This is a genomic window from Undibacterium sp. FW305-107 (genome assembly GCF_058788535.1).
On record NZ_JBYTAV010000002.1, the window covers coordinates 591868 to 618179 of the forward strand.

The following is a 26312-nucleotide window of genomic DNA, read 5'->3' on the forward strand; positions in this document are numbered from 1 at the left end:
CGTTAATAATTATCGTAATTCCAAAGTCAAAAATTCTACCCCCTGTGCCTTGGATGACACCATATTGAATTGCGATAGCGATCCCTGGCCCAATAGTGGCTTGCAGGATTTGCAGACTACGGCCGTCACCTTACGTAATTCAAACGGGCCTACCTTCATATTATCGATAGTGACGATGCGGGCTTGTACATTTCTGCCGTCAGCGGTCTGCATGTTGACGAGCGGCTTCACCACCTTGTAGGTCGCTTTGGAATTGCTGAGCATGTCGTCATTGAGGGTGGTTTTGGTGGCCCCTGTGTCGACCATGAATGCTTCTATCTTGTTGTCGCCGAGTTTTACGGGAGCATAAAAATGCTCTTTTGTTTTGGGCAGACGCATGCTCTTTGCTGCTGCAGTACTGGCTTGCCCCGGGCGTTCCAGTGATGATTCTATGGCGATGCGTTGACCGTCAAAATAGTGATTGTGTCCCTGTGCTTCCAGTGATGAATCAAAAGAGGCGAGCAGGGTCAATGCTTCAAATTCACGTTTGCGCATGACCAGGTATTTGGCGACGTCGCCGCGCACATTGACCAAGTTGGGCAGTATGGCCAGGGTTTTATAACCCCAGTCTATGGCTTCATCGACGCGTCCGGTTTTTGCCAGGCTTTCTGAGTAAGCGGCGAACAGATCATAGGTGCCTTCACCCATGCTGATGGCTTTTTCGGCCTGAACTATGCTGGCTTCTGGCTTGTCTGCCCAATGATAAGTGATCGCCAGACTGGCGATGGCTTTTGCATCAGTGGGACGCATTTTGATGTACTGGTTCCAGTTTTTTTCTGCGCAATCATAGCTGCGTACTTGCATGCACTTTACGGCACCATCTTTATAGGCTGAGGGTGGATAGGTTTCGGCAAAAGCGGGCAGGCTGATTACAGCGCAGGCCGCGAGCAGGGCTGGGAAATTGTTACGCATGAGTTTATTTGTCTTTAAGAGCCCTGAAAATGGCGGCAATTGTAACATTTAAACTTTTTTGTAACAGCTTACGTTTGTGAATGAAAGCGAAACATGTCGACTACATTGAGTCTGTTGTTGCTGCATGAGTCTGACACAGGATGCGTGGGATCAGGGATTTAAGTTTCTTTCGCTTCCTGTAGCGCAATCACAATAACAAACCCACCTTCAGCGTGATTGTAGATGCGTAATTTGCCACCATGGCTTTTGATGATGCGGTCAACGATGGCAAGGCCCAGGCCAGAACCATTGGCCTGACTGCGCGAGGCGTCGCCACGGGTGAACGGGCGCAGCAGGCGTACCAGATCCTGCTCTGCCACGCCTAGTCCGTGATCGCGGAAGCTGATTTGTATGGACAGCTTTCTATCCTTGTTCTTGCGGGAGCATTGCACATCAAGCGTGATGACGGGTGAGCCTGGGGTCTTACCATAACGGCAGGCATTTTCTACTATATTGTTGAACAGGCGCCTTAGTTCAGTCAGGTTGCCATTGACATAGATGTCAGGCGTGATAGCGGTGCGCAGACGCAGATTTTGAAAGCGGAAGGCTTCATCCATGACTTGTTGCATGACTTCGCTGATGTTGATACGCTCGAATTCTACTTTATCCAGCGGTTTGGCATAGTCAAGGAATTGGCTGATGATGTCATCCATTTGCTGCAGATCGGATTGCATGCCGGTCCTGGCATCATCATTAAGGCTGGCCATTTCGACTTCCAGTTGCATGCGTGCCAGCGGGGTGCGCAAGTCATGTGAAATACCTGCCAGAATGATGGAGCGGTCAGTTTCTATCCTGACCAGATCTTCCATCATGGTATTGAAACTGACGTTGGTTTCGCGGATTTCTTTCGGGCCCTTCTGTGGCAAGGGCGGCGGTTGCTTACCCTTGGCGACGGCACGGGCAGCATTGCTGAGGCGTGACAGCGGATCATTAATGAGCTTGGAAATGATGGCTGCACCCAGCAGCGTTAAAAACAGGGTAAGGATAGCCCAACTGAATAACTGCTGACCTATGGGCGGATCCAGCCTGTCCTGTTCCAGTCTTAGCCAGTAATGATCGTCTTCAATATCAAAGCTGATCCAGAAGCCGCTTATATCATTCAGTTTGCTGGCAAAGCGGGTGTTATTACCCAGGCCTCGCAACATCAAAGGCCGGGATTCGAGAAAGAAGGGGGTGGCTTCTGGTTCTTCTATGCGGTCAGTATCTTCCAGCAGGTAGATCTGCACCCCTTCTTTATTGGCCAGGTCGCGCAATAGTTCCTGCCGTTTTTCAGGGGCGGAGTGGGTGAGGGCAGCACGGGTGATGGTGACGATGGAGACGATTTGCGCCGCCATCTGCTGGGCTCTTGGTGCTGTCTCAAGCGTACGGAAATTGGACATCCATGCAAGCATGCTGGCGGTGACGAGTACAGCCAGCATGAGGAAGGTGCGCCAGAACAGTCCGCTTTTTAGCCATTCCAGACTGTTGAGGTAGTCACGCATTCAAATTTTGCAAAGAATTCAATGAGGAAAGTGCAAAAGTATTTCAACTCTTAATGCGACTGACCATCAGGGATGAACACATAGCCTAGTCCCCATACTGTTTGTATATAGAGAGGGTTGCTGGGGTCGGGTTCTATCAGCTTGCGCAGGCGGGAAATTTGCACGTCCAGGCTACGGTCAAATACTTCATATTCGCGACCACGTGCGAGTTCCATGAGTTTTTCTCTGGAGAGTGGCTGGCGGGCATGGCGTGCGAAGACTTTTAATACTGAAAACTCACCTGTTGTTAATGAAATATTGTCATTGTGCTTTTTCAGGGTACGGGTGCCCAGATCAAGGACAAAATCACCAAAAGCAAAGGTTTGCGGGCCGTCAGACGGTGCGCCTGGCAGCTCGTCCGGGGCTTTCCGCCTGAGCACGGCATTGATACGTGCCACCAGTTCGCGTGGGCTGAATGGTTTGGGCAGGTAATCATCCGCACCCATTTCGAGGCCGATGATGCGATCAACTTCTTCGCCTTTGGCGGTCAGCATGATGATGGGAGTTTTGTCACCGGCGCCACGCAGGCGGCGGCAGATGGCCAGACCATCTTCGCCAGGAAGCATCAGGTCAAGTACCAGCATGTCATAGCGTTCACGTATCCAGAGTTTATTCATGGCCTGAGCGTTTTCTGCACTGACGACTTGAAAGCCTTGTTCAGTCAGATAGCGGCGCAGTAGATCGCGCAAACGCAGGTCATCATCAACCACCAGGATTTTGGCCTTGGGGTTGCTGGTATTAGTGTTGGTAGAGTCTGGGGTAGGGGGCGTAGTGTTCATGGGCTTAATAGTACTGTCATAGAGTGAGCTTGCAAACAAAATTAATATTCTGGATTACAAACTGTTACACACTTTACGGAATTGGACTGCGCATTTGAGGAGGCTATCGTAAACTAAATTCATACAATTTGATGCTAGCTTGCCACGGGTATTTACGCATAGAATTGCAATCCATTTATATGTTTTTACTTGCCTCATCGTTTTTGCTCGTAAGCCATCCGTTTTAAGTCGATGAATATACCGTACAAAAAAATTTCTGTCCTGATGTTGTCGCTGGTCGTGGCTGGCAGCGCTATGGCAGATAATAAAGGTAGTGGTGGTTCGGCTATGTGGGGTCGACTTAATGGACAACAAAAGAATGATGCAGTGCGCAAAGAAGAAAAGCAGCGCGAACGACAACTCAACAAGCAGGTTCAAAAAAATAGTTTGCTTGAGCGCTGCAATGACGCGCGCCACATAGGTGAACGCGCTTGCGGCACTGCTGAAGACAGCAAAAAACCTGGCCGTCTCACGCCAGAAGAAAAGCGTGCTTTGCGTCGTCAAATTCAAGATGTCGGACATGAACTGTATCGTCCGGCCCGCTAGTTCTTACCGGCTTCAAAAGATCAGCGTCTGTTCTGTTTCATGATCTTTTGCTGCTCGCGCTGCCAGTCTTTTTCTTTCTCGGTATCGCGCTTGTCATGCTGCTTTTTACCTTTGGCCAGGCCGATCTGACATTTGATGCGCCCCTTGGTGAAATGCAGGTTCAACGGCACCATGGTGTAGCCAGAACGCTCCACTTTGCCTATCAGTTTGCTGATTTCCGCCGCATTTAACAATAATTTACGTGTTCGGACAGAGTCAGGATGAATGTGTGTGGACGCCGTCGGCAAAGCGCCAATATGGGCACCAAACAAGAAGATCTCGCCATTCTTGACAATGACATAGGCTTCTTTCAGCTGCGCTCGACCTGCGCGTATGGCTTTGACTTCCCAGCCTTGCAGGACGATGCCGGCTTCGTATTGCTCCTCGATGAAATAATCGTGGAATGCTTTTTTATTATCAGCGATGCTCATGTAGGATGAAAATTGGTCAAATTAGAGTGTGGAAATGCATGAATGCATTTTGGTACTGCTTATGACTCGGTTAAAATGCGAACCTGTGATTCTACCAAATGGTTCTTCTTGATGGCAGTTGTACATAAAACAGTTTTTGTAGCTTACAGCACAGAGCAAATGTTTGCTCTGGTTGATCAGGTAGAAAATTACCCTCAATTTCTGCCATGGTGCGGCGAGGTAAGAGTGGCTGAGCGTACTGATCATGAATTGGTTGCTACGCTTTCTATTAACTATCATGGCTTAAAGCAACACTTTACGACCAGGAATAGTAATCAGCGCCCGCATTCTATTGAAATGAGTCTGGTCGAAGGGCCTTTCAAGCAATTGTCAGGTTGCTGGAAATTTACCGAACTGCGTGCAGACGCATGCAAAATTGAATTCGAGCTGAACTATGAATTTTCCAACAAATTGCTTGAACATCTGATTGGGCCGGTTTTTTCCAAAATCGCCAATAGTTTTGTTGATTCTTTCTGTGCCCGTGCCGAGGCATTGTATGGTTGAGCAGACTAACATGCATGTCCAGGTTTGTTATGCCGGGCTGGATAAAACAAGCTTGCTGGATTTGCGTGTGGCCGTTGATGCCACAATACTGCAAGTGATACAGCAAAGCGGCATTATACAAATTCATCCCGAGATTGATGTCAGCGTTCTCAAGGTTGGTGTTTTTGGCAAGCTGAAGACACTAGATAGTAATCTGCATGCAGGGGACAGGATAGAAATTTACCGCCCTTTGATTGCCGACCCTATGGAGGCACGCAGACGCAGGGCCAAAAAACAGGCGCAAACCTGACCTTTTCTGCTATTTGCAATCAGCCAGGGCTTTTTTCACTTCACTTGCTTCCTGCTGGCGTTCGGCATCGGTGAGTATGGATCGCTCGCCGTTTTTGTCAGTGCGGCTGAGGCGTGCGCCAGAATTCAGTGATTGCTGATAACTGCGGGCTCTTTCGCAATTCTTTGCCTTATCTGCTGCAGCCGTTTTTTCTTCTTCAGCCTTCTTATCTTTTTCAGCTTGTTCGGCGCGGCGCTTATTGAAGTCTTCGTTCTTGGTAGCTGTCGTTACCGGTTTTTCCAGTTTGGGTGCAGGCTGACTGGCAGAAGCGGCCTTATCATCTGCTGTTGGTGCTGGCACAGCCTTGGGGACGCCGCCGGGCGCTTTGAGGATTTTATCCTTGGGTACGGATTTAGGTGGCGGCATGTCTGAAAACTGCTTGTTGCCTTTTTCATCGAGCCAGACATATTGTGCATGGGCCATAGCACAGAACGCAAAAGACAGCAGAAGTGCAGAGCTTAGACGTGATATTCGTAAGATGGACATAATTTGCTTTCAAGAAAAACATGGGATTATGCAAGAGTTTTACACGGAGCAAGACGACTTCGCAAGTTTTCTGTATAATTCGGTTTTGCGCCTATAGGAAATACTATGCGTTTACTCCAAAAAGCACTCACGTTCGATGACGTGCTACTCGTCCCTGCATACTCGAACATACTCCCTAAAGATACCTCTCTTGCGACTAAACTGACTCGCAACATCAATCTGAATATCCCTTTGGTATCAGCTGCGATGGATACGGTCACTGAAGCGCGTCTGGCAATTGCCATGGCTCAAGAAGGTGGTATCGGTATTATCCACAAAAACTTGACGGCAAAAGAGCAAGCCCGCGAAGTTGCCAAGGTCAAGCGTTTTGAATCCGGTGTATTGCGTGATCCTATCACCATCCCGCCTAACATGAAAATCCGCGAGGTCATTGCGCTGTCGCAGCAACACGGCATCAGCGGTTTCCCAGTAGTTGAAGGCAAAACAGTGGTTGGCATTATCACTAACCGCGATTTGCGTTTTGAAGAAGAGCTGGACGCAGAGGCACGCGCCAAAATGACGCCACGTGAAAAACTCGTCTACGTCAATGAAACAGCAGATCTGGCAGAAGCCAAGCGACTGATGAACAAGCACCGCCTGGAGCGTGTGCTGGTTGTCAACGAGGCATTTGAGCTGCGTGGCCTGATTACTGTAAAAGATATCCAAAAATCAACAGAACATCCTTTTGCATCCAAAGATGATCAGGGTAAATTGCGCGTAGGCGCAGCTGTTGGCGTGGGTGTTGATAATGAAGAGCGTATCGACTTGCTGGCAAAGGCCGGTGTTGATGTCATCGTTGTTGATACTGCCCATGGGCATTCCAAAGGCGTGCTGGATCGTGTACGCTGGGTGAAGACCAATTATCCGCATATTGAAGTCATCGGCGGCAATATTGCTACTGCTGCTGCTGCGCTGGCGCTGGTTGAGCATGGTGCAGATGCAGTCAAGGTTGGTATCGGCCCTGGTTCTATTTGTACTACGCGTATTGTTGCCGGTGTGGGTGTGCCGCAAATTACCGCGATTGCGAATGTGGCCAATGCGCTCAAAGGCACTGGCGTACCTTGTATCGCTGATGGTGGCGTACGCTTCTCTGGTGATGTCTCCAAAGCGCTGGCTGCTGGCGCATCCACGGTCATGATGGGCAGTATGTTTGCCGGTACTGAAGAAGCGCCTGGTGAAGTAATCCTGTTTCAGGGCCGTAGCTATAAATCTTATCGTGGCATGGGTAGTCTGGGTGCGATGGCAGATGGTTCCGCTGACCGCTATTTCCAGGATGCTGCCAATAATGCCGACAAATTGGTTCCTGAAGGCATAGAAGGTCGCGTGCCCTACAAAGGTAGCGTTCTCGCTATCCTGTATCAATTAGTTGGTGGCGTTCGTTCTTCCATGGGGTATTGTGGTTGTGCTTCAATAGACGACTTGCATACCAAGTCTGAATTCGTAGAAATTACTTCTGCTGGTATGCGTGAATCACATGTTCATGACGTGCAAATCACAAAAGAAGCACCAAATTACCGTGCTGACTAATGTCTGAGAAGCGCTTGAGAAGCATGACCCGAATTGAGGATGCCTGGAGAGTGGAATGTCAACGAACTTAGATCGTTCCGGCCCAACGACAACGACACCTATCAGTTCGGGTTTTGAGCGCATGGTTTCGGAAAGGATGGAATTGCGCATAGGCCGCTTTGAACGACTTGGTATCAAGTTGTTCAAAGTTGCCAATTGCCTGGTCAGTTTTGGCAAGCTGGTGCCAAGGTTTGATCATCTGGTGCATTCCATTACCAACATGGAAGCCGAATTCTGTGATGCAATTCCACCAGTAGACGAAATCCTGGTCATACCTGACTTGCGCCTGCATGAGCATCTGGGTAAGCACCCCATGGTCGCAGGCCCGGCATCCATACGTTTCTTTGCTTCTCACCCCATCTTTGATCATGGCAGCCAATTGATTGGCAGCGTCATCCTGATCGATTATCAGCCACGTGATCTCGATGATGAAGAAAGGCAATCTCTCGCTGATCTTGCCTCCATGGTTGAACGCGAAATGGCTTTCAGTGCCTTGTACCAATCGCAACTCGAAGTCATCAAACAAAACCGTAATCTGAAGCGTGACTCGCTGATCGACCCTTTGCTGGGGACGTGGAACAAGTCTGCCATCATCCGTTCTTTGAAGCTGGAAATGGAGCGCTGTTCCAAGGCGATGAAGCCACTTGCTTTGCTGATTGCCAGTGTGGATCAGATGGAGCATTTGCGTGATTTGCATGGCATCGCCATTACCGACATGATACTGGTGAAGACCGTCAGCCGGATTCGTTCTTGTGTGCGCCCATTTGATGCACTGGGACGCTTTGGTACTGACTTATTGCTGGTAGTCTTGCCAGGTGCCTCACACCTGGTAGTGACAGCAGTAGGGGAGCGCATACGTGCTTCCGTACTTATGCACCCCGAAAAAATGAATGACGTGGATACGCCATTAACGATCAGCGCCGGTACCGCTTCAACTGATCTTTTCCCGGATGCCGAACCAGAAACTTTAATTAGCCTCGCAGAAAAAGCCCTGCTTTCCGCCAGAAATGCAGGAAACAATTGTGTTGTCCAGGCCACGCCTGCACAACCTGACATGATAATTTGATTTATGCACTCAAAAATTCTTATCCTTGATTTTGGTTCCCAAGTCACGCAATTGATCGCTCGCCGCGTTCGTGATGCAGGTGTTTTTTCTGAAGTTCATCCGTATGACGTCAGCGATGAGTTCATCAAAAATTATGGTGCTGCCGGTATTATTTTGTCCGGTGGCCCCAGCAGCGTAACCGAAGGCGATACTCCCCGCGCACCTATGGCCGTATTTGAGGCTGGTGTGCCAGTGCTGGGTATTTGCTACGGCATGCAAACCATGGCAGAACAACTCGGCGGCAAAGTCGAAAACGGTCATGTACGCGAATTTGGCTATGCCGAAGTGCGCGCACGCGGCCATACAGCCCTGTTCAAAGAAATCAATGACTTTGTTACTTCAGAAGGTCATGGCATGCTCAAGGTATGGATGAGCCATGGCGACAAGGTCAATGAAATGCCGCCAGGCTTTAAACTGATGGCCTCCACAGATAACTGCCCGATTGCTGCGATGGCAGATGAAGAGCGCCGTTTTTACGCCGTGCAATTCCATCCGGAAGTCACGCATACACTGCAGGGCGAGGCTATCCTCAGCCGCTTCGTGCATGAGATCTGTGGCTGTAAATCTGACTGGAACATGCCTGACTACATCTCCGAGGCCGTTGCTTCCATTCGCGCCCAGGTCGGTGATGATGAAGTCATTCTTGGTTTGTCTGGCGGTGTGGACAGCAGTGTTGCTGCCGCCCTGATACACCGTGCCATAGGCGATAAATTGACCTGCGTATTCGTTGATCATGGCCTGTTGCGTCTGGATGAGGGCAAGATGGTCATGGAAATGTTTGCCAATAATCTGGGTGTCAAAGTCATCCACGTTGATGCAACAGCACAGTTCATGGGTCACCTTGCCGGTGTTACTGATCCGGAAGCCAAACGCAAGATCATAGGCCGCGAATTTGTCGAAGTCTTCCAGGTTGAATCTGGCAAACTCAGCAATGCCAAATGGCTGGCGCAAGGCACGATTTACCCTGACGTTATCGAGAGTGCTGGCAAAGGCAAAAAAGGCTCGCACACCATCAAGAGCCATCACAACGTCGGCGGCTTGCCCGACACCCTGAATCTGAAATTGCTGGAACCCCTGCGTGAACTGTTCAAGGATGAAGTGCGCAAGCTTGGTGTAGCCCTGGGGCTGCCGCACAGCATGGTCTACCGCCATCCTTTCCCTGGCCCTGGCCTGGGTGTGCGTATCCTTGGTGAAGTGAAGAAGGAGTTTGCCGACCTGTTGCGTCGTGCTGACGCTATCTTCATCGAAGAACTGCGTAACACCATGGTTGATCCAAATGCAGAAAAACTGCAAAGCTGGTACGACGCCACCAGCCAGGCATTCGCGGTGTTCTTGCCAGTCAAATCCGTAGGCGTCATGGGTGACGGTCGCACTTATGAATACGTAGTTGCTTTACGCGCAGTACAGACCCAGGACTTCATGACAGCCCACTGGGCACATTTGCCACATGAGCTGTTGGGCAAGGTATCCAACCGCATCATCAACGAAGTACGCGGCATCAACCGCGTGGTGTATGACATCTCAGGCAAGCCGCCTGCGACGATAGAATGGGAATGATTTCAGGTCTGGCAGCATCAGGTAGCTAAAAGCACAAAACACAAAAAGCCCGCATTATTGCGGGCTTTTTGTGTTTTTAACTGGGTGCGTCCCAGTGCTGACTAGATAGTCAATTGAGACATGTATGTGTAACTCTGAAGATATTTAGCGACATATGTCACTTCTATGCTTATTTGTTATTCATGGGTAACATTTATTTGAGCTTCATTTTGAAATTAATAGATTTCAAAAAATCTATTAATTTTGATAATTTAATTATTAAATTTATTATTAAAAAAGATAATACTCTGTGCGTGGATTGATAAAATGATTTGCTCGTAAAAGTTGAGGTGCCAAATTCGAATTTGACGTTGATTTGTACGACATTTGCTGTACAACAAAGCGTCCCATTTGTTGGTTTTTCTATTGAAATGAGGCGCATCAGTTACAGAAGCGGGCAATTCTATAACCAAATCCGGAAAGGGTTTCACCATGCTCAGCAGCCAGCAACTTACGGCCATGAAAGTACAGGGCCGTACAATCAGTAAAGCCAGCATTACAGATGATGAACTTGGTCCACTTAAGTTATTGGCAGGCAAGTGGCGCAATGTGAATGGTCTGGAAGGACATGGCTGGAACATGATCGCCTTGCCATTTATAGCACCTGCGCCAGCTAAAACGGACTTCCGGCTTTTATTGAATCAGTATAACGAAGAGCTTGACTTTACTTTGGTGGATAAGGGTGTGCCCAACCGCGGTATCAGCCAGACTGCGAATGGTCCTGTGAATTCAGATCAGTTTCTGGCTGCTTTGCGCTATCAGCAATCCATCACACAGATCGCTGCTGAGGATTTTCCTGTCAGTGGTCTGGCTGGCAAGCCTGGAGCTGCTATCCATTTTGAACCTGGCTTATGGCTGCATATGGCCAATCATGTCTCGACTGGACATGATATCGCTCGTATATCCAGTATCCCTCACGGGGATTCGGTACTGGCACTGGGGCAACATACCGAAATTGCCGGAGCACCCGTGATTCGTGAAGTGAATAGCTTGCCTATAGGCGTCCCGCATAGTCTGACATCTCCTTATCTGGCGCCTTACAATCATTTTCATACACATTTGTTTCAGGGCCTGTTTGATCCCACCTTGCCAAATGCCTTGCTCAATGCAGCAAATCAAGGAGTGAATATCAAAAAAACCACAATTTTGACTGTGGATGCCGCCATTGAGACTGGCGGCATTCACAATACGCCTTTCGTGGTGAAGCAGGCTAATGCGGCCACCATGAAGTCCATGTTCTGGATACAGGAAATTCTGGATAGTAATAATCAACCTAAGATGCGGCTGCAGTATTCGCAGATTGTGATGCTGGAATTCTTCCCTCGCGCTGATGGCAAGCCAGGCAAGATTGAGTGGCCGCATATTAGTATCAATACCTTGGAAAAAATCAGCTAGTACTGCACCAGTCTATTTGGAAGATTGCGCAAAGCAAGTGACTTGCTTTGCGTTTTCGGAAGAGTGGGGCCGCTCGGCATCTACGCAGCAATAAGCTTGCCGGAGAACTTCATCGTGAACAGCGCTAAAGATTTTGGAAGAAATCAAACTGCTTCTCCAGGCTTCAACATTCAATGATGTATGGTCAATTCGACCATTCTAAAGCATGTCAAGATAGATGATGCAATGCAAGTGCATACTCTAATTGCTCCGATCATCCCAACGCACGCCTAACAGTTTGCAGAGGCAATGAAGCGCATTGTTTGATAAATGCAATGTCTTTTTTGTAAAAATACAAAAAAGCTTAACTGATTGTGCCGGGACTTCATTGAAGTCAGAAGGCCAACAAGCTGCTCCGTGGTATCATGTGCCCCTTTTGCGTTCCAAAAACGCGTTAAAATTTCATGCAGTGTATTTTTCATGCGCTGTAAAAGAGAATGGCTTTGTCAAAAGCCTTGCCTATGCAGCCTTTAAGTCGCTGCTGACAATCATGCGGGAATAAGACGTGACTTATAGCGTCAAAGAAATTTTTTATACTCTACAAGGTGAGGGCAATCATGCCGGACGCCCGGCGGTGTTTTGTCGTTTTTCTGGCTGCAATTTGTGGTCGGGACGGGAGGAGGACAGGTCAACTGCGGTTTGCCAGTTTTGTGATACCGATTTTGTCGGTACGGACGGCGAGGGTGGTGGCAAGTTCAAGCAGGCTGAAGCGCTGGCTGCGACGATCAACGCTTTGTGGCCAGTGTCCTATACTGCAAGTAAGTATGTGGTATTTACAGGGGGGGAACCTCTGTTGCAACTTGATGCCGTCCTGATTGATGCCATGCACGCAGTTGGCTTTGAGATTGCCATAGAAACCAATGGCACTTTGCCTGTTCCTGCAGGCGTGGACTGGATTTGTGTCAGCCCTAAAATGGGCTCAGAACTGGTTGTACGCAAGGGCAGTGAGTTGAAAGTGGTGATCCCGCAGTTTGGTCAGGATATGGCGGCATATGCAAATCTTGATTTTGAACATTACTTTGTACAAGCCATGGACGGCCCTTTAAGAGACGATAATTTGCGTCTCGCAGTTGAATTCTGCAAACAGCATCCGCAATGGAAGCTCAGTTTGCAAACCCATAAACTATTACAGATTCCTTGAGTTTTCATGTTAACGATTACCAGAAAGTTGGAATTCGATGCAGGTCATCGTATTCCCGATCACGGCAGCCAGTGTCGAAATTTGCACGGTCACCGCTATACCTTGCAAATTACCTTGACTGGCGATGTCGTCCAGAAGGATGGCGAGTCGGATAACGGCATGATCATGGATTTTGGTGATATCAAGGCGCTGGCCAATGAGCATCTGGTGAACTTGTGGGACCATTCCTTCATCGTCTACGAGAAGGACTACATCATCAAGAATTTCCTGGAAAAGCTGCCAGGCCACAAGACTGTGGTGATAGATCGCGTACCGACAGTAGAAAATCTGGCCAAGATCGCCTTCGATATTTTGAAAGTGGTTTATCACGGCAGATTTGGGCGTACCCTGGAACTGACCAAGGTTACCCTCTACGAAACACCTAATTGCTGGGCAGAGATAGACGGATAATGGCCGACGAGCAAAATCTGCCACCGTACGGTGAGCAGAACCAGCAGAGCCTGCGTGACGTCCAGTTCATGCAGGCGGCCTACCAGCAAGCCCTGTTGGCCTGGAAAGAGGGTGAGGTGCCAGTCGGTGCCGTAGTCGTCAAGGATGGCGTGATCATCGCCAGTGGTTATAACCGCCCCATCGGCAAACATGACCCAACTGCCCACGCCGAAATCATGGCCCTGCGCGCAGCGGCTGAGTTAATCGGTAATTACCGTCTGCCTGGATGTGAACTCTACGTTACTCTTGAGCCTTGCATGATGTGTGCAGGAGCGATGATGCACGCCAGACTGGCGCGCGTCATTTATGCAGCCAGTGACCCCAAGACAGGTGTGGCAGGTTCATTGTTGAATGTGTTTGAACATGGGCAATTGAATCATCACACGCAAGTGACTGGCGGTGTATTTGCAGACGAATGCGGCAGCTTGTTGAGGGATTTTTTTGCTCACAGGCGTGCAACAGCGGCACAAAAGAAACTGCTTGCCAACAATAGCAACACCTTCCCCACACAAGATTGAACACACCATGCCTGAACAAAGCGTGCAAACCATCGCCATTATTGCCCCCAGTGGAGCGCCTCTGGATGACAGCCTGATTGAACGTGGCTTGCAGCGTCTGGCCGGGCAGGGGTTTAGGGTGCATAGTTATTATCAGGCTGATGCCAAGTTCCAGCGCTTTGGTGCGACTGACGCAGAGCGTGCCAGGCAGATTCATGAAGCTGCGCAGAATCCTGATGTGCAGATAGTGATGGCCTTGCGTGGTAGTTATGGCATGTCAAGGCTGATGCCCTTGCTTGATTTCGATTTACTGGCAAACAGCGGCAAGTGTTTTGTCGGTTACAGTGACTTCACTCTGGTTCATCTGGCAATGCTGGCACGTGGCCGTACCAGTATTGCCGGCCCTATGTTATGCGATGATTACATACGCGAACAGCCAGTTGAATATACGCTGCAGCAATTCAAGGCATGTGTCGGCAATACTACGCACACAGTTGAATTTGAAACTGAAGCGGGCCAAGTATTGCATGTGCAGGGCAAACTATGGGGGGGAAACCTGGCCATGCTGACGCATGCGGTTGGCACACCCTATTGGACAGAGCTTGAAGATGGCATTTTGTTCCTGGAAGATATCGGTGAACACCCATACCGCATAGAGCGCATGTTGCTGCAACTGCATTTTGCCGGTGTGCTGAGCAAGCAAAAAGCCATTGTACTCGGCGACTTTTCTGCTTACAAACTGGCTGCGCATGATAACGGCTACGACTTCAATGCCATGCTTGCTTACATCCGTAGTTTGATCGATGTGCCGGTCATCACTGGTTTGCCATTTGGTCATACTTCGACCCGTGCCAGCCTGGTGGTTGGTAGTGATGCGCAACTGAATGTGAACCAGGGGCAGGCAAGTTTGAATATGCACTACTCTTTGTGAATTTCCATATTTAAAAAGCCCGCTCGTCAAACTGACGAGCGGGCTTTCTTATTCGTACTTCTTGGTTACTAATTAATCAGCTGCATAGATATCGTTGTCTTTGGTTTCTTTGATGAACAAGAGACCAATGACAAATGTCGCTGAGGCGATGATGATTGGGTACCACAGGCCGTAGTAAATATCACCTTTGAAGGCAACCAGCGCAAATGCCGTGGTTGGCAGCAAGCCACCGAACCAGCCATTGCCAATGTGGTATGGCAGGGACATCGATGTATAGCGTATGCGGGTCGGGAACATTTCTACCAGCATGGCTGCGATAGGGCCGTAAACCATAGTGACATACAGAACCAGGATGACCAGCAAGAGCAAAACCATAGGCTTGTTAATTTGAGCAGGGTCAGCTTTGGCAGGGTAGCCTGCAGCTTTAATTGCTTCAGCCAGATCTTTGGAGAAAGCCTTGTCTTTTGCAGCGGCTTCGTCTTTTGGCAAACCTTTGGCGTTGTAGGAGGTAATGACTTTTTCACCGACTTTAACGGAGGCAATTGTTCCTGATGCAGCAATTTCGTTCGAGTAGTTGACTGAAGCAGCTGCCAGTTTGGCCTTCACGATATCGCAGGAAGAAGTAAATTTCTTCGTGCCGGTAGGATTGAACTGGAACTGGCAATCATCCGGATCTGCAGTTACCACGACTGGCGCATTTTTCAATGCAGTTTCCAGTGCAGGGTTGGCATAGTGAGTCAATGCATTGAAGATAGGGAAGTAAGTCACTGCTGCAATCAGACAACCTGCCAGAATGATAGGTTTGCGGCCGATCTTATCGGACAAAGAACCAAATACGATAAAGAACGGTGTGCCAATGACCAGCGATGCTGCAATCAGAATGTTGGCAGTCGGACCGTCCACTTTCAGGGTTTGCTGCAGGAAGAACAAGGCATAGAACTGACCCGTATACCAGACTACTGCCTGGCCAGCTGTCAGACCCAGCAATGCAAGTATAACGATCTTCAGGTTTTTCCATTGGCCGAAGGATTCTGTCAAAGGCGCCTTGGAAGTTTTGCCTTCAGCTTTCATTTTTGCAAAAGCCGGAGATTCATTCATGGACAAGCGGATCCAGACTGAAATTGCCAGCAGGAAAACCGAGACCAGGAAAGGAACGCGCCAACCCCAGCTGGCAAATTCTTCTTCACCAATTGCAGTACGTGTACCCAGAATCACCATCAGGGACAAGAACAGGCCCAGCGTAGCTGTAGTCTGTATCCATGCAGTGAAGGCACCACGCTTGCCGTGTGGCGCATGTTCCGCCACATAAGTTGCAGCACCACCATATTCACCACCGAGCGCCAGACCTTGCAAAATACGCAAAGTGATCAGGATAACCGGTGCGGCGATACCTATCGTTGCGTAGTTGGGTAGCAGGCCCACGCAGAAGGTGGAGGCACCCATGATCAGGATGGTGACCAGGAAGGTGTACTTGCGGCCTATCATATCGCCAAGGCGGCCGAATACCAGTGCGCCGAAGGGACGTACGATAAAGCCTGCCGCAAATGCCAGCAAAGCAAAGATGAAGGCAGTATTGGGGTCAGTGCCGGCGAAGAACTGTTTGGCAATGATGGATGCGAGTGAGCCGTATAGATAAAAGTCGTACCATTCAAAGACGGTGCCCAGAGAAGACGCAAAAATAACCTTGCGTTCTTCGGATGTCATGCCGCCTGACGTTGCGATAGGTGCTGTCGCCATGCTTGTCTCCTGTATTTTAAGTATATTAAGTTTGCTAAAAAAATGGTCAAAAACACACAATCACATTTCCGACATAATTTTTATTGCAAGCAAAGTGTGCAAGCTGAAACTTACGGCATGCTTGCTCCAAACTTACAGAAACTTACGAAAGAGATACGTTCAATATGTAAAGGAGAGCAATATTGAAGAGTAGAATTGGATGAAATAAATTTACGAACGGTCGTACTAAAATGTGATATTCTAGTTTTTGAGCTTGATCCATGTGTTCTTAAAGCAATTCGATTCAAGCAAAAAGGGCTATGGAAGTTTGTTCCTGTATCTTGATTTGCAAAGGACAAATTACTACTTATGATGGTATCAGCAGTTCCAGCCTGTACACATACTTATATTAACTAGGAGATCTACATGTCTGACGCAGTTATCGTATCCACCGCTCGTACCGGCCTGGCAAAATCCTGGAAAGGTGCCTTCAACATGACGCATGGTGCCACCATGGGCGGCCATGTGCTGAATGCAGCCATTACCCGCGCAAAAATTGAGGCAGGTGAAGTGGAAGATGTCATCATGGGTTGCGCCACGCCAGAAGGCGCGACTGGCAGCAATATTGCCCGTCAGATCGCTTTGCGCGCAGGTTGCCCTGTGACCACAGCTGGCATGACAGTCAATCGTTTTTGTTCTTCCGGCTTGCAGACGATTGCTCTGGCTGCACAGAGAATCATCGCAGGTGAAGGCGATGTCTATGCGGCAGGCGGTGTTGAATCTATTTCTTGCGTACAAAACGAAGCCAATAGCCACATGATCGTTGAAACCTGGTTGAAGCAACACAAGCCAGAAGTCTATTGGCCCATGTTGCAAACAGCAGAAACCGTCGCCAAGCGTTATGGTATCCCACGCGAACGTCAGGATGAATACGGTGTGCAAAGCCAGTTGCGCGCTGCGGCTGCCCAGGCTGCAGGCCTGTTTGATGCTGAGATCGTACCTATGACGACTGTCATGGGCGTTGCAGATAAAGCGACCGGCATGCTGGTTACCAAGGAAGTCACTATTTCCGCCGATGAAGGCATACGTGCTGATACCACGCTCGAAGGCGTCTCTAAAATCCGTACTGCAGTGCCAGGTGGTGTTATTACCGCTGGCAATGCCAGTCAGTTCTCTGACGGTGCATCTGTTGCCATCCTGATGAACAGCAAACTGGCAGAATCCAGGGGCCTGCAACCATTGGGTATTTTCCGTGGTTTTGCGATTGCAGGATGCGAGCCAGATGAAATGGGTATAGGTCCGGTCTTTGCCATTCCAAAATTATTGAAAAAAGCTGGCCTCAAAGTTGAAGACATAGGCTTGTGGGAATTGAATGAGGCATTTGCCGTACAAGTCTTGTATTGTGCAGACAAACTCGGCATCCCTATGGATAAATTGAATGTCAATGGCGGCGCGATTGCTGTGGGCCATCCATACGGCGTATCTGGCGCGCGTCTGACTGGTCATGCGCTGATAGAAGGCAAGCGCCGTGGTGCAAAATATGTGGTTGTCACCATGTGTATTGGCGGCGGCCAGGGCGCTGCAGGCTTGTTTGAAGTAGTCTAAGCTGGATGCATGTCAGGTGCCCGGACTGCATGATGCTGTCATGCAGTCCGGGCAAAATGGGTATTTCATCTCTTTTGTCCAGATAAAGCCATGCAATCTAAAATTCTTTCCCGCCGTGACCTCGAATTCATGCTGTATGAATGGCTGAACGTAGAATCACTGAATCAGAGGCCACGTTTCGCCGACCATAGCCGCGAAACTTTCAATGCCGCCCTTGATACCTGCGAACAAATAGCGACTGATCTGTTCGCTACCCACAATAAAAAAAATGACCAGCAGGAGCCGCACTTCGATGGCGAAGAAGTGCACATGATTCCTGAAGTGAAGACGGCCCTGAAAGCATTTTGCGAAGCGGGCCTGATGGCGGCAGGGCAGGACTTTGATGTCGGTGGCATGCAGTTGCCCTGCGTCGTTGAAAAAGCTGGCTTTGCTTACTTCAAAGGAGCGAATGTCGGGACGGCATCTTATCCCTTCCTGACCATAGGCAATGCCAATACCTTGCTTAAATGCGGTACGCCTGAGCAAATAGAAACCTTCGTCAAACCCATGTTGGAAGGCCGTTTCTTTGGCACCATGTGTTTGTCTGAACCGCAAGCTGGTTCCAGCCTGTCTGATATCGTTACCAGAGCAGAGCCACAAGAAGATGGCACTTATAGACTGACCGGTAACAAGATGTGGATATCGGCCGGCGAGCATGAGCTGGCCGAGAATATCGTGCATCTGGTGCTTGCCAAAGTGCCGGATGCAAATGGCAAGCTGATACCTGGTGTCAAAGGCATTTCACTTTTCATCGTACCCAAAAAACTGGTGAATGCCGATGGCAGCCTGGGGGAGCGCAATGACGTGGTGCTGGCTGGCCTGAATCACAAAATGGGCTATCGCGGCACCACCAATTGCCTGTTGAATTTTGGTGAAGGAAAATTCAAGCCAGGAGGCAAAGCAGGTGCGATAGGTTATCTGGTGGGTACCTTGCACCGTGGCATGGCAAACATGTTTCACATGATGAACGAGGCACGCATAGGTGTCGGCCTGGGTGCAGTCATGCTGGGTTATACCGGTTATCTGCATGCGCTGGACTATGCCCGTAACCGCCCGCAGGGACGGGCGCCGCTGAACAAAGACCCGGCAGCACCGCAGGTTCCTATCATTGAACATACCGATGTCAAACGCATGTTGCTGGCACAAAAAGCTTATGTCGAAGGTGGCCTCGCATTGAATTTGTTCTGCGCCCGTTTGGTTGATGAAGAGCGTACCGCGCCATCGCCGGAAGCACGTACCCATGCTGCGCAGATGCTGGAAATATTGACGCCTATCGCCAAATCCTGGCCTTCGCAATGGTGTCTGGAAGCGAATAATCTCGCGATACAGGTGCATGGTGGTTATGGTTATACCCGTGAATACAATGTAGAACAGTTTTACCGCGATAATCGCCTTAATCCCATCCACGAAGGTACGCACGGCATACAGGGCCTGGATTTATTGGGTCGCAAAGTCGTTATGCAAGATGGCGCGGCGCTGGAAGCGCTGGGCGAAATCATGCACAAGACCCTGGCAAGGGCTGCTGCGCACCCTGAATTGCTGGCTTATACCAAATCACTGGCACGCGTATTGCAAAGATTGGCCAGCGTAACCCAGCAATTGCATGGAGTTGGTGATACCAACAAGACTCTGGCAAATGCCTCAGCTTATCTGGAAGTATTTGGCCATGCCGTGATTGCCTGGATGTGGCTGGAGCAAGCTACCTTGTGCCTGAATAAAGAAAATCATCATGATGCTGATTTCTATGCAGGCAAACTGCAGGCTTGTAAATACTTCTTCCACTGGGAATTACCACGCGTCCATCCACAACTGGATTTGTTGTCAAATATCGATATGACGACTTTCGAGATGCAGGATGCCTGGTTCTGAACCATAGTCTTGAAATAATCAAAAACACATAATAAGCGATGTCCTTCCTGTCTGCGCAGACAGGTGGTGGCCGCACATACTGGAGACAAAAAAATGAGCAAAGCAATTCGCACCGTACAACAATTATTTGATTTGCATGGCAAGACGGCACTGATCACTGGCGGCTCGCGTGGTCTGGGCCTGCAAATGGCAGAAGCGCTCGGTGAGCAGGGCGCTAAAGTTGTTTTGTCTTCACGCAAGCAATCTGACCTGGATGAAGCCGTCGCGCACCTGAAAAGCCGCGGCATTGATGCCAGCGCAATTGCTGCTGATCTATCGAAAGAAGCTGCAGTGCAACCGCTGGTAGACGAGGCACTGGACCGTCTGGGACATATCGATATCCTCATCAATAATGCAGGCGCTACCTGGGGTGCACCGGCGGAAGATTATCCAGTTGATGCCTGGGACAAGGTCATGAACCTGAACATCCGCAGTATCTTCATGATCTCGCAGGCAGTTGGCAAGCGCTCCATGATACCGCGCAAGTATGGTCGCATCATCAATATCGCTTCTATCGCTGGCCTGGCTGGCAATGCACCAGGCACCATGCAGACGATTGCCTATAACACTTCCAAGGCTGCGGTCATCAACTTCACCCGTACCCTGGCTGGTGAATGGGGTGTGCATGGCATTACGGTCAATGCGATTGCACCGGGATTTTTCCCCTCCAAAATGACCAAGGGAATACTGGAAAACCTGGGCGAAGAAAAACTTGCCAAAGAAGCGCCTTTGCAACGCATAGGTGATGATGAAGATTTAAAGGGCGTGGCCATGCTGTTTGCCAGCGATGCCGGCAAACATATAACAGGCCAAACCCTGGCAGTAGATGGTGGGGTATCTGCTGTATGACAGAGGCCACGTCTCCTGCGATGCTTCCCATTGCGCAACCAACGCCGGTATTGAATCCTTTTTTGCATGACCTGGGCGTCGAATTCCTGGAAATGGAAAACGGTCAGGCACGCCTGGCGCTGGATTTGACCGGGCGCCATATGAACAGCTGGCAAATTGCCCACGGCGGCGTGATCATGACCATGCTGGATGTGGTCATGGCCATGGCTGGCCGCTCAATGAGTAGTGACCTCAAGGGTGTCGTCACGGTAGAAATGAAAACCACTTTCCTGCAACCTGGCGGTGTACCGGGTGGCCGCATGGAAGCGCGGGGCAAGGCGTTCCATCAATCTACCACTATGTGTTTTTGCGAAGGTGAGGTCTGGAATGGTGATAAGTTGATTGCCAAAGCCATGGGCACATTCAAATATCTGCGACGTTTGAAGTCTGGCGAGAATATGAAAAAGCTCTACGGTAGTGACTGATTAAAAAATTGACGTCGTTTCTGCAAGTCCTATAAAAAAATAAATGGAGACCAATATGCAGCAGAGCCGCTTCGCCTTTCATTTTGCAGTACTTTTTTCAGCTTTAATTTGTGGACCATTTATGAGCACGTCTTTGGCACAAACTGCCTTGCCTGACGCAGAGGCAAGTGATCCACAAAAAATGGGTTGGATGCAAGGTTTCCCGCCTGCGCCTGACAAGCTCATCAAGTTTGGCAACGGCAGCAATTATCAGTTCCCTCGCACCCGCTGGTCGTTTTCGCATGGGCGTGAACTGGGGCCGACCAGCAATATCTGGCATGGCGCTGGTCCTGTTTCAGTTTTGCCTATAGCTTTGCGTGATCTCGATAAACTGCGGTTTGCAGATGAAAAGGGCAGCGAGATTGGCTGGACCGATATGCAGGCCCGCACTTATACCGACAGCATATTGGTGCTGCACAAGGGTAAGATCGTTTACGAGCGCTACCTTGGTATTACGAAAACTTACTTGCCGCATATCGCCATGTCGGTTACCAAATCCTTTGTCGGTACGCTGGCAGCGACCTTGGCTGCGGAAGGTAAGCTCGATCCCAGTGCGCCTGTTACGCAATACATTCCCGAACTTAAAGACACCGCTTATGGTGATGCCACTGTGCGCCAAGTCATGGATATGACCATAGGTGTCCAGTATTCTGAAAATTACGCTGATCCTAAAGCTGAAGTCTGGGACTACGCCAGGTCAGGAGGCCTGCTGCCGACAGTACCAACTTATGACGGGCCTAAAACTTTTTATGATTTCCTGGTGAAATTGAAAAAAGAAGGCAAGCATGATGAAGCCTTTGCCTACAAGACCGTGAATGCGGAAGTGCTGGCCTGGATAGTCAAGCGCGCTACCGGGCAAAATCTGTCCGATCTCTTGTCTGAACGTATCTGGCAAAAACTGGGTACCGAAAATGATGCCTATTTTTCTGTGGATAGTGTAGGCACAGAGCAAGGCGGAGGTGGCCTGAACCTGACACTGCGCGACATGGCACGCTTTGGCGAAATGATGCGCCTGAATGGCAAATTTAATGGCCAGCAAATCATTCCTGCCGCTGCAGTAGAAGATATACGCAAGGGCGCTGACCCGGCCAAATTTTCCAAGGCAGGTTATGCCACCTTGCCCGGTTATTCCTACCGCAATATGTGGTGGGTAGGGCATAACAGCCACCAGACATTTGAAGCCCGTGGCATACACGGACAACGTATTTACATCGACCCGGTGGCTGAAATGGTCATCGTTAAATTTTCTTCCCATCCCATTGCTGCCAATGGTGCGACTGACCCTGTCACTTACCGCGCCTTCCAGGCTTTGGCAAATCACTTGATGAAATGAGCAAATCATGACTACTAATTCTCAACTTTCTTATCAGCGTATCGTACTGGCTTCCCGCCCCAAAGGGCAGGTTGTGCCAGAAAATTTCCGCCTTGAATCCCTGGCTGTGCCAGAACTCAAGGATGGCGAACTACTGGTGCGCAATCACTATATGTCGCTTGACCCTTACATGCGTGGCCGCATGGAAGACGCCAAGAGCTATGCCGCGCCGCAAGTCATAGGTGAAACCATGATAGGCGGTACCGTGGGTGAGGTGGTCGCCAGCAAGAATGCCAAATTCAATGTGGGTGACAAAGTCATAGGTATGCTGGGCTGGTCAGAAATGGGCGTGTCTGATGGCTTGTTGTTGCGTAAAGTCGATACGACGCATATTCCTTTATCTGCCTACCTGGGCTCAGTTGGTATGCCCGGCCTGACAGCCTGGTATGGCCTGACCCAGATCATGCAACCCAAGGCAGGCGAAACTATCGTGGTATCTGCCGCCAGTGGTGCAGTGGGCAGCGTAGTTGGTCAACTGGGTAAGCAACTGGGTTGCCGCGTGGTCGGTATTGCTGGCGGCGCAGATAAATGTGCTTACGTGGTCAATGAGCTGGGCTTTGACGCCTGTATCGATTACAAGGCAGGTAATCTGGAAGCTGATCTGGCTGCAGCGACACCGGATGGTATTGATGCTGTGTTTGAAAACGTTGGTGGTGAAATATTTGACGCCAGCCTGGCACGCATGAATGCCTTTGGCCGTATCGCCCTGTGCGGTTTGATTGCCGGTTATAACGGTGAGCAGTTGAGTATCAAGAATGCCCGCGTATTTCTGACCATGCGTTTGACCATGCGTGGCTTCATCGTCTCTGAGCACATGGATTTGTGGCCGCAAGGTTTGAAAGAACTGGGTGGCCTGGTTGCGACCAGCAAACTGAAGTTCCGCGAATCTGTTGCTGAAGGCATTGCTGCTGCACCAGAAGCATTCATTGGCCTGCTGAAAGGCAAGAACTTCGGCAAGCAGTTGGTGAAGCTGATCTAGTCATTGTCTAAACCAAAGGAGCACAGAGCAATCATGTCCGATCTTATCTTCCATAATTTTGCGATTTCTCCATTTTCAGAAAAAATCCGCTTGATTTTCGGTTTCAAACAATTGAAGTGGAAGTCTGTAACGGTGCCCATCATCATGCCCAAGCCGGATGTGACGGCATTGACAGGTGGCTACCGACGTACGCCGATACTGCAAATCGGCGCAGATATTTATTGTGATACATCCCTGATTGCCGAGGTGCTTGAAAAAAGATCGCCTGCACCTGCTCTATACCCGGCTGCCATCAACGGCCTTGCACGCAACCTGGCGCAATGGGCGGATACTACGCTGTTCTGGACAGCAATCCCCTATGCATTTCAGCCAGCAGCCATTCCTTCCATATTCGGTAATATCAGTGCTGAAGAATTGCAGGCCTTCAGCGCAGACCGTGCCACCATGCGTGGCAATATGCCACGCACCAGTATGGGCGAAGCCAAAGGGCAACTTTTAGAATACTTAAGTCGCCTGGAAAATATGCTCATTGGCGATGCGCCGTTTCTGCTGGGTACGCACGCCAGCATTGCTGATTTCTCTGTGTATCAGGCTTTGTGGCTGATACGACTGGCGCCAGCGATCAATCCTGTTTTCGACGCGTATCCAAAACTCTTGAAATGGATGGAGCAGGTAGCCGCTTTCGGGCATCACCAGTCTGAAGCGCTGAGCAGTGCAGAAGCATTGGACATCGCCAAAAATGCCCAGGGTTTTGATACGAATGGTCGTAACTTCGTTGACAGTCATGGCATAGCGCTGGGCGAACAGGTTGCCATCATGCCGACTGACTATGCGCTGGACCCTGTCGTGGGGGAACTGGTGATTGCCAGCGAAAATGAATTGGCCGTGCGTCGTGCAGATGAACGGGCTGGAACTGTGGTTGTGCATTTCCCACGTGTAGGGTTCCAGATGAAACGCGCAAAATAACTGAATCAGAATAAACAAGTTTAATAAATTACATACAGGAGACAACATGAAAGTATTCAAAGACAGAGTAGCCGTAATCACCGGTGGTGCCAGCGGTTTTGGCCGTGAATTTGCGATTATTGGTGCACGCCTGGGCATGAAGCTGGTGCTGGCTGATGTGCAGCAAGACGCCCTGGATAAAACCAGGGCCGAGCTGGAAGCACAAGGAGCACAAGTGCTGGCCATGCGTTGCGATGTACGCCATGCAGAAGAGGTGCAGGCCCTGGCTGACGCCACCATGGAAAAATTTGGTGCTGTCCATCTGGTATTCAATAATGCTGGTGTCGGTTCCGGTGGTTTGATCTGGGAAAACACCCAGGCTGACTGGGATTGGGTCATAGGCGTCAATCTCTGGGGTGTCATTCATGGTGTGCGCATCTTCACCAACCTGATGCTGGAATGCGCAAAGAAAGACCCACAATTTGAAGGGCATATCGTCAACACGGCATCCATGGCGGGTTTGCTCAATGCGCCGACCATGGGTGTGTATAACGTCTCCAAGCATGCAGTTGTATCTCTGTCAGAATCTTTGTATCAGGATTTAAAACTGGTTGAGGCACCGATAGGCGCCTCTGTACTGTGCCCTTATTTCGTACCTACCGGTATTTCACAGTCCCATAGAAATCGTCCTGAAGATGTGCCAGGTTCTGCGCCAACCGCCAGCCAAAGAGCAGCTCAGGCCATGTCAGACAAGGCTGTTAATTCTGGCAAGGTGACCGCTGAAGAAGTGGCTGAAAACACTTTCAAGGCAATTGCTGATGAGCAGTTCTACATCTTTTCTCATCCTGGCGCTTTGGGTAATGTGCAGGAACGCATGGAAGACATCGTCCTGCAACGCAATCCTGGTGATCCTTACAAGGCAGCGCCGCATATCCGTGACATGCTCAGAGCCAAGCTCAAGGCCTGATTACCACTTTCAAGCATCAAGGAGAAGCATTGATGACAGCAGAGATACTAAGCAATCAGTTTGCCACGTTGGACAATGGAACCCGCCTGCATTTTGCCAGTGCGGGCGAGCGGGGCAGGCCATTGATCTTGTTCGTGCATGGCTTTCCAGAATTCTGGTACGAATGGTCGGCTCAACTAGCTGAGTTTGGACAGGATTATTTTGCCGTGGCACCGGATTTGCGGGGTTTCAATCTGTCAGACATGCCGACTGATGTTGCTGCCTATAAGGCCAGGCATATCGTCGATGACTTACGTTTGCTGATTGCCCATCTCGATTATCAGCAAGCCACAGTCGTCGCGCATGATTGGGGTGGTGCGGTATGCTGGAATATGGCGATTGCCCTGCCTGCCTTGTTTGAAAAGCTGATCATCATCAACTCACCGCATCCCTATCTATTCATGCAGGCATTGGCGACCGATCCTGCGCAAAGAACTTCCAGTGAATATATGAACTGGCTGCGCAATCCTGGTTCTGAAGAGGCACTCGCCAAAGATGATTTTGCCCTCATGGATGGCTTCTTCAATGGCATGGGGCAGGGTGAGGCAAGCTGGTTTGATGCAGAGACTCAGGCTGCTTATCATGCGTGTTGGGCGCGTGGTTTGGCTGGTGGTGTCAATTATTACCGCGCTTCGCCACTGCATCCGCCGACGGACAAAAATCCGGGGCCTTTGCAGTTGAATCTGAACCCGGCTGACTTCCAGGTGAAAGTACCTACCCGCGTCATCTGGGGTGAAAACGACAAGGCCTTGCCCAAGACCTTGCTGGATGGTATTGAGAATTTTGTTGATGACATTCAGATACAGCGCATTACAGAGGGTTCACATTGGGTTATCCATGAACAGCCCGAACGTGTTAACCGTCTTATCCGTCAATTTTTGCAGAGTTAGG

At 49.8% G+C, this 26312-nt stretch carries 26 protein-coding genes; 20 read left to right on the forward strand and 6 right to left on the reverse strand.

The features are described 5' to 3' along the window. Positions 1-9 precede the first annotated feature (9 nt). From AC3WQT_RS06730 to ompR, 3 genes are all read right to left on the reverse strand, one after another. Positions 10-951 (reverse strand): retroviral-like aspartic protease family protein, encoded by a 942-nt coding sequence (locus AC3WQT_RS06730; protein ID WP_492703004.1) that lies wholly within the window; start codon positions 949-951, stop codon positions 10-12. Positions 952-1109: 158 nt separating this feature from the next. Then, entirely contained in the window at positions 1110-2471 is a 1362-nt protein-coding gene (locus AC3WQT_RS06735; RefSeq protein ID WP_492703005.1) for an ATP-binding protein, read from the reverse strand. Between the two features lie 50 nt (positions 2472-2521). Further along, entirely contained in the window at positions 2522-3289 is a 768-nt protein-coding gene (gene ompR, locus AC3WQT_RS06740) for an osmolarity response regulator transcription factor OmpR (RefSeq protein WP_492703006.1), read from the reverse strand. A 231-nt stretch (positions 3290-3520) separates the two neighbouring features. Between ompR and AC3WQT_RS06745 the strand changes: the two genes are divergently transcribed. After that, entirely contained in the window at positions 3521-3874 is a 354-nt protein-coding gene (locus AC3WQT_RS06745) for a hypothetical protein (protein ID WP_492703007.1), read from the forward strand. A gap of 20 nt (positions 3875-3894) precedes the next feature. Here AC3WQT_RS06745 and smpB read toward each other — a convergent pair whose 3' ends face one another. Then, a complete protein-coding gene (gene smpB / locus AC3WQT_RS06750; protein WP_110253677.1) occupies positions 3895-4344 on the reverse strand; it encodes an SsrA-binding protein SmpB in 450 nt (149 codons plus the stop codon). Positions 4345-4455: 111 nt separating this feature from the next. Here smpB and AC3WQT_RS06755 point away from each other — a divergent pair, with 111 nt between their 5' ends. Both AC3WQT_RS06755 and AC3WQT_RS06760 read left to right on the forward strand, forming a co-directional pair. Further along, on the forward strand, positions 4456-4887 hold the full coding sequence (locus AC3WQT_RS06755) for a type II toxin-antitoxin system RatA family toxin (protein ID WP_492703131.1): 432 nt from the start codon (positions 4456-4458) through the stop codon (positions 4885-4887). A 10-nt stretch (positions 4888-4897) separates the two neighbouring features. Beyond that, positions 4898-5176, forward strand: a complete 279-nt coding sequence (locus AC3WQT_RS06760) for an RnfH family protein (protein ID WP_492703008.1) — start codon at positions 4898-4900, stop codon at positions 5174-5176. Positions 5177-5185: 9 nt separating this feature from the next. Here the strand turns inward: AC3WQT_RS06760 and AC3WQT_RS06765 are convergent, their stop codons facing one another. Next, complete coding sequence (locus tag AC3WQT_RS06765) at positions 5186-5701, reverse strand: DUF4124 domain-containing protein (protein ID WP_492703009.1); 516 nt, start codon at positions 5699-5701, stop codon at positions 5186-5188. A gap of 105 nt (positions 5702-5806) precedes the next feature. Between AC3WQT_RS06765 and guaB the strand changes: the two genes are divergently transcribed. The 8 genes from guaB (at position 5807) to AC3WQT_RS06805 (ending at position 14499) form a co-directional block, all read left to right on the forward strand. Then, positions 5807-7267 (forward strand): IMP dehydrogenase, encoded by a 1461-nt coding sequence (gene guaB / locus AC3WQT_RS06770; protein ID WP_492703010.1) that lies wholly within the window; start codon positions 5807-5809, stop codon positions 7265-7267. Between the two features lie 55 nt (positions 7268-7322). After that, positions 7323-8372, forward strand: a complete 1050-nt coding sequence (locus tag AC3WQT_RS06775; RefSeq protein WP_492703011.1) for a GGDEF domain-containing protein — start codon at positions 7323-7325, stop codon at positions 8370-8372. Between the two features lie 3 nt (positions 8373-8375). Beyond that, the gene (gene guaA, locus AC3WQT_RS06780; protein WP_492703012.1) at positions 8376-9968 is read left to right on the forward strand and encodes a glutamine-hydrolyzing GMP synthase; all 1593 of its coding nucleotides are present in this window, start codon (positions 8376-8378) and stop codon (positions 9966-9968) included. A gap of 471 nt (positions 9969-10439) precedes the next feature. After that, positions 10440-11402: a heme-binding protein gene (locus AC3WQT_RS06785; RefSeq protein WP_492703013.1), complete on the forward strand. Its 963-nt coding sequence runs from the start codon at positions 10440-10442 to the stop codon at positions 11400-11402. 544 nt (positions 11403-11946) lie between these two features. Next, complete coding sequence (queE, locus tag AC3WQT_RS06790; protein WP_492703015.1) at positions 11947-12582, forward strand: 7-carboxy-7-deazaguanine synthase; 636 nt, start codon at positions 11947-11949, stop codon at positions 12580-12582. Positions 12583-12588: 6 nt separating this feature from the next. Then, positions 12589-13032, forward strand: coding sequence for a 6-carboxytetrahydropterin synthase QueD (queD, locus tag AC3WQT_RS06795; RefSeq protein ID WP_422941532.1), 444 nt, complete (start codon positions 12589-12591; stop codon positions 13030-13032). Continuing rightward, positions 13032-13589, forward strand: a complete 558-nt coding sequence (tadA, locus tag AC3WQT_RS06800) for a tRNA adenosine(34) deaminase TadA (protein WP_492703017.1) — start codon at positions 13032-13034, stop codon at positions 13587-13589. The genes queD and tadA overlap by 1 nt, the downstream gene beginning before the upstream one ends. 7 nt (positions 13590-13596) lie before the next feature. After that, positions 13597-14499 (forward strand): LD-carboxypeptidase, encoded by a 903-nt coding sequence (locus tag AC3WQT_RS06805; RefSeq protein ID WP_492703018.1) that lies wholly within the window; start codon positions 13597-13599, stop codon positions 14497-14499. Positions 14500-14571: 72 nt separating this feature from the next. Here AC3WQT_RS06805 and AC3WQT_RS06810 read toward each other — a convergent pair whose 3' ends face one another. Next, positions 14572-16236 carry an MFS transporter gene (locus AC3WQT_RS06810; protein ID WP_492703019.1) on the reverse strand — a complete coding sequence of 555 codons (1665 nt, stop codon included), beginning with the start codon at positions 16234-16236 and terminating at the stop codon, positions 14572-14574. A 405-nt stretch (positions 16237-16641) separates the two neighbouring features. Between AC3WQT_RS06810 and AC3WQT_RS06815 the strand changes: the two genes are divergently transcribed. From AC3WQT_RS06815 to AC3WQT_RS06855, 9 genes are all read left to right on the forward strand, one after another. Beyond that, a complete protein-coding gene (locus AC3WQT_RS06815) occupies positions 16642-17820 on the forward strand; it encodes an acetyl-CoA C-acyltransferase (RefSeq protein ID WP_492703020.1) in 1179 nt (392 codons plus the stop codon). A gap of 90 nt (positions 17821-17910) precedes the next feature. After that, positions 17911-19728, forward strand: a complete 1818-nt coding sequence (locus AC3WQT_RS06820) for an acyl-CoA dehydrogenase (protein WP_492703022.1) — start codon at positions 17911-17913, stop codon at positions 19726-19728. 105 nt (positions 19729-19833) lie between these two features. Further along, the gene (locus AC3WQT_RS06825; protein WP_492703132.1) at positions 19834-20616 is read left to right on the forward strand and encodes an SDR family oxidoreductase; all 783 of its coding nucleotides are present in this window, start codon (positions 19834-19836) and stop codon (positions 20614-20616) included. Further along, complete coding sequence (locus AC3WQT_RS06830) at positions 20613-21080, forward strand: PaaI family thioesterase (protein WP_492703023.1); 468 nt, start codon at positions 20613-20615, stop codon at positions 21078-21080. The genes AC3WQT_RS06825 and AC3WQT_RS06830 overlap by 4 nt, the downstream gene beginning before the upstream one ends. Positions 21081-21201: 121 nt before the next feature. Continuing rightward, a complete protein-coding gene (locus AC3WQT_RS06835; protein ID WP_492703024.1) occupies positions 21202-22452 on the forward strand; it encodes a serine hydrolase domain-containing protein in 1251 nt (416 codons plus the stop codon). Between the two features lie 7 nt (positions 22453-22459). After that, complete coding sequence (locus AC3WQT_RS06840; RefSeq protein ID WP_492703025.1) at positions 22460-23470, forward strand: NADP-dependent oxidoreductase; 1011 nt, start codon at positions 22460-22462, stop codon at positions 23468-23470. A gap of 33 nt (positions 23471-23503) precedes the next feature. Beyond that, positions 23504-24436 (forward strand): glutathione S-transferase family protein, encoded by a 933-nt coding sequence (locus AC3WQT_RS06845; RefSeq protein WP_492703027.1) that lies wholly within the window; start codon positions 23504-23506, stop codon positions 24434-24436. 46 nt (positions 24437-24482) lie between these two features. Then, positions 24483-25382 (forward strand): SDR family oxidoreductase, encoded by a 900-nt coding sequence (locus AC3WQT_RS06850; protein ID WP_492703028.1) that lies wholly within the window; start codon positions 24483-24485, stop codon positions 25380-25382. Between the two features lie 32 nt (positions 25383-25414). Beyond that, entirely contained in the window at positions 25415-26311 is an 897-nt protein-coding gene (locus tag AC3WQT_RS06855) for an alpha/beta fold hydrolase (RefSeq protein ID WP_492703029.1), read from the forward strand. The last annotated feature ends 1 nt before the right edge of the window (position 26312 follow it).

Coding starts and splice junctions, on each gene's coding strand:
- AC3WQT_RS06815 (WP_492703020.1), top strand. CDS start 16,642: ATGTCTGACGCAGTTATCGTATCCACCGCTCGTACCGGCCTGGCAAAA.
- smpB (WP_110253677.1), bottom strand. CDS start 4,344: ATGAGCATCGCTGATAATAAAAAAGCATTCCACGATTATTTCATCGAG.
- AC3WQT_RS06760 (WP_492703008.1), top strand. CDS start 4,898: ATGCATGTCCAGGTTTGTTATGCCGGGCTGGATAAAACAAGCTTGCTG.
- AC3WQT_RS06785 (WP_492703013.1), top strand. CDS start 10,440: ATGCTCAGCAGCCAGCAACTTACGGCCATGAAAGTACAGGGCCGTACA.
- AC3WQT_RS06855 (WP_492703029.1), top strand. CDS start 25,415: ATGACAGCAGAGATACTAAGCAATCAGTTTGCCACGTTGGACAATGGA.
- guaB (WP_492703010.1), top strand. CDS start 5,807: ATGCGTTTACTCCAAAAAGCACTCACGTTCGATGACGTGCTACTCGTC.
- AC3WQT_RS06840 (WP_492703025.1), top strand. CDS start 22,460: ATGACTACTAATTCTCAACTTTCTTATCAGCGTATCGTACTGGCTTCC.
- AC3WQT_RS06755 (WP_492703131.1), top strand. CDS start 4,456: ATGGCAGTTGTACATAAAACAGTTTTTGTAGCTTACAGCACAGAGCAA.
- AC3WQT_RS06730 (WP_492703004.1), bottom strand. CDS start 951: ATGCGTAACAATTTCCCAGCCCTGCTCGCGGCCTGCGCTGTAATCAGC.
- AC3WQT_RS06820 (WP_492703022.1), top strand. CDS start 17,911: ATGCAATCTAAAATTCTTTCCCGCCGTGACCTCGAATTCATGCTGTAT.
- queD (WP_422941532.1), top strand. CDS start 12,589: ATGTTAACGATTACCAGAAAGTTGGAATTCGATGCAGGTCATCGTATT.
- AC3WQT_RS06735 (WP_492703005.1), bottom strand. CDS start 2,471: ATGCGTGACTACCTCAACAGTCTGGAATGGCTAAAAAGCGGACTGTTC.
- AC3WQT_RS06775 (WP_492703011.1), top strand. CDS start 7,323: ATGTCAACGAACTTAGATCGTTCCGGCCCAACGACAACGACACCTATC.
- AC3WQT_RS06745 (WP_492703007.1), top strand. CDS start 3,521: ATGAATATACCGTACAAAAAAATTTCTGTCCTGATGTTGTCGCTGGTC.
- guaA (WP_492703012.1), top strand. CDS start 8,376: ATGCACTCAAAAATTCTTATCCTTGATTTTGGTTCCCAAGTCACGCAA.
- AC3WQT_RS06830 (WP_492703023.1), top strand. CDS start 20,613: ATGACAGAGGCCACGTCTCCTGCGATGCTTCCCATTGCGCAACCAACG.
- AC3WQT_RS06845 (WP_492703027.1), top strand. CDS start 23,504: ATGTCCGATCTTATCTTCCATAATTTTGCGATTTCTCCATTTTCAGAA.
- AC3WQT_RS06850 (WP_492703028.1), top strand. CDS start 24,483: ATGAAAGTATTCAAAGACAGAGTAGCCGTAATCACCGGTGGTGCCAGC.
- AC3WQT_RS06805 (WP_492703018.1), top strand. CDS start 13,597: ATGCCTGAACAAAGCGTGCAAACCATCGCCATTATTGCCCCCAGTGGA.
- AC3WQT_RS06835 (WP_492703024.1), top strand. CDS start 21,202: ATGAGCACGTCTTTGGCACAAACTGCCTTGCCTGACGCAGAGGCAAGT.
- ompR (WP_492703006.1), bottom strand. CDS start 3,289: ATGAACACTACGCCCCCTACCCCAGACTCTACCAACACTAATACCAGC.
- AC3WQT_RS06810 (WP_492703019.1), bottom strand. CDS start 16,236: ATGGCGACAGCACCTATCGCAACGTCAGGCGGCATGACATCCGAAGAA.
- tadA (WP_492703017.1), top strand. CDS start 13,032: ATGGCCGACGAGCAAAATCTGCCACCGTACGGTGAGCAGAACCAGCAG.
- AC3WQT_RS06765 (WP_492703009.1), bottom strand. CDS start 5,701: ATGTCCATCTTACGAATATCACGTCTAAGCTCTGCACTTCTGCTGTCT.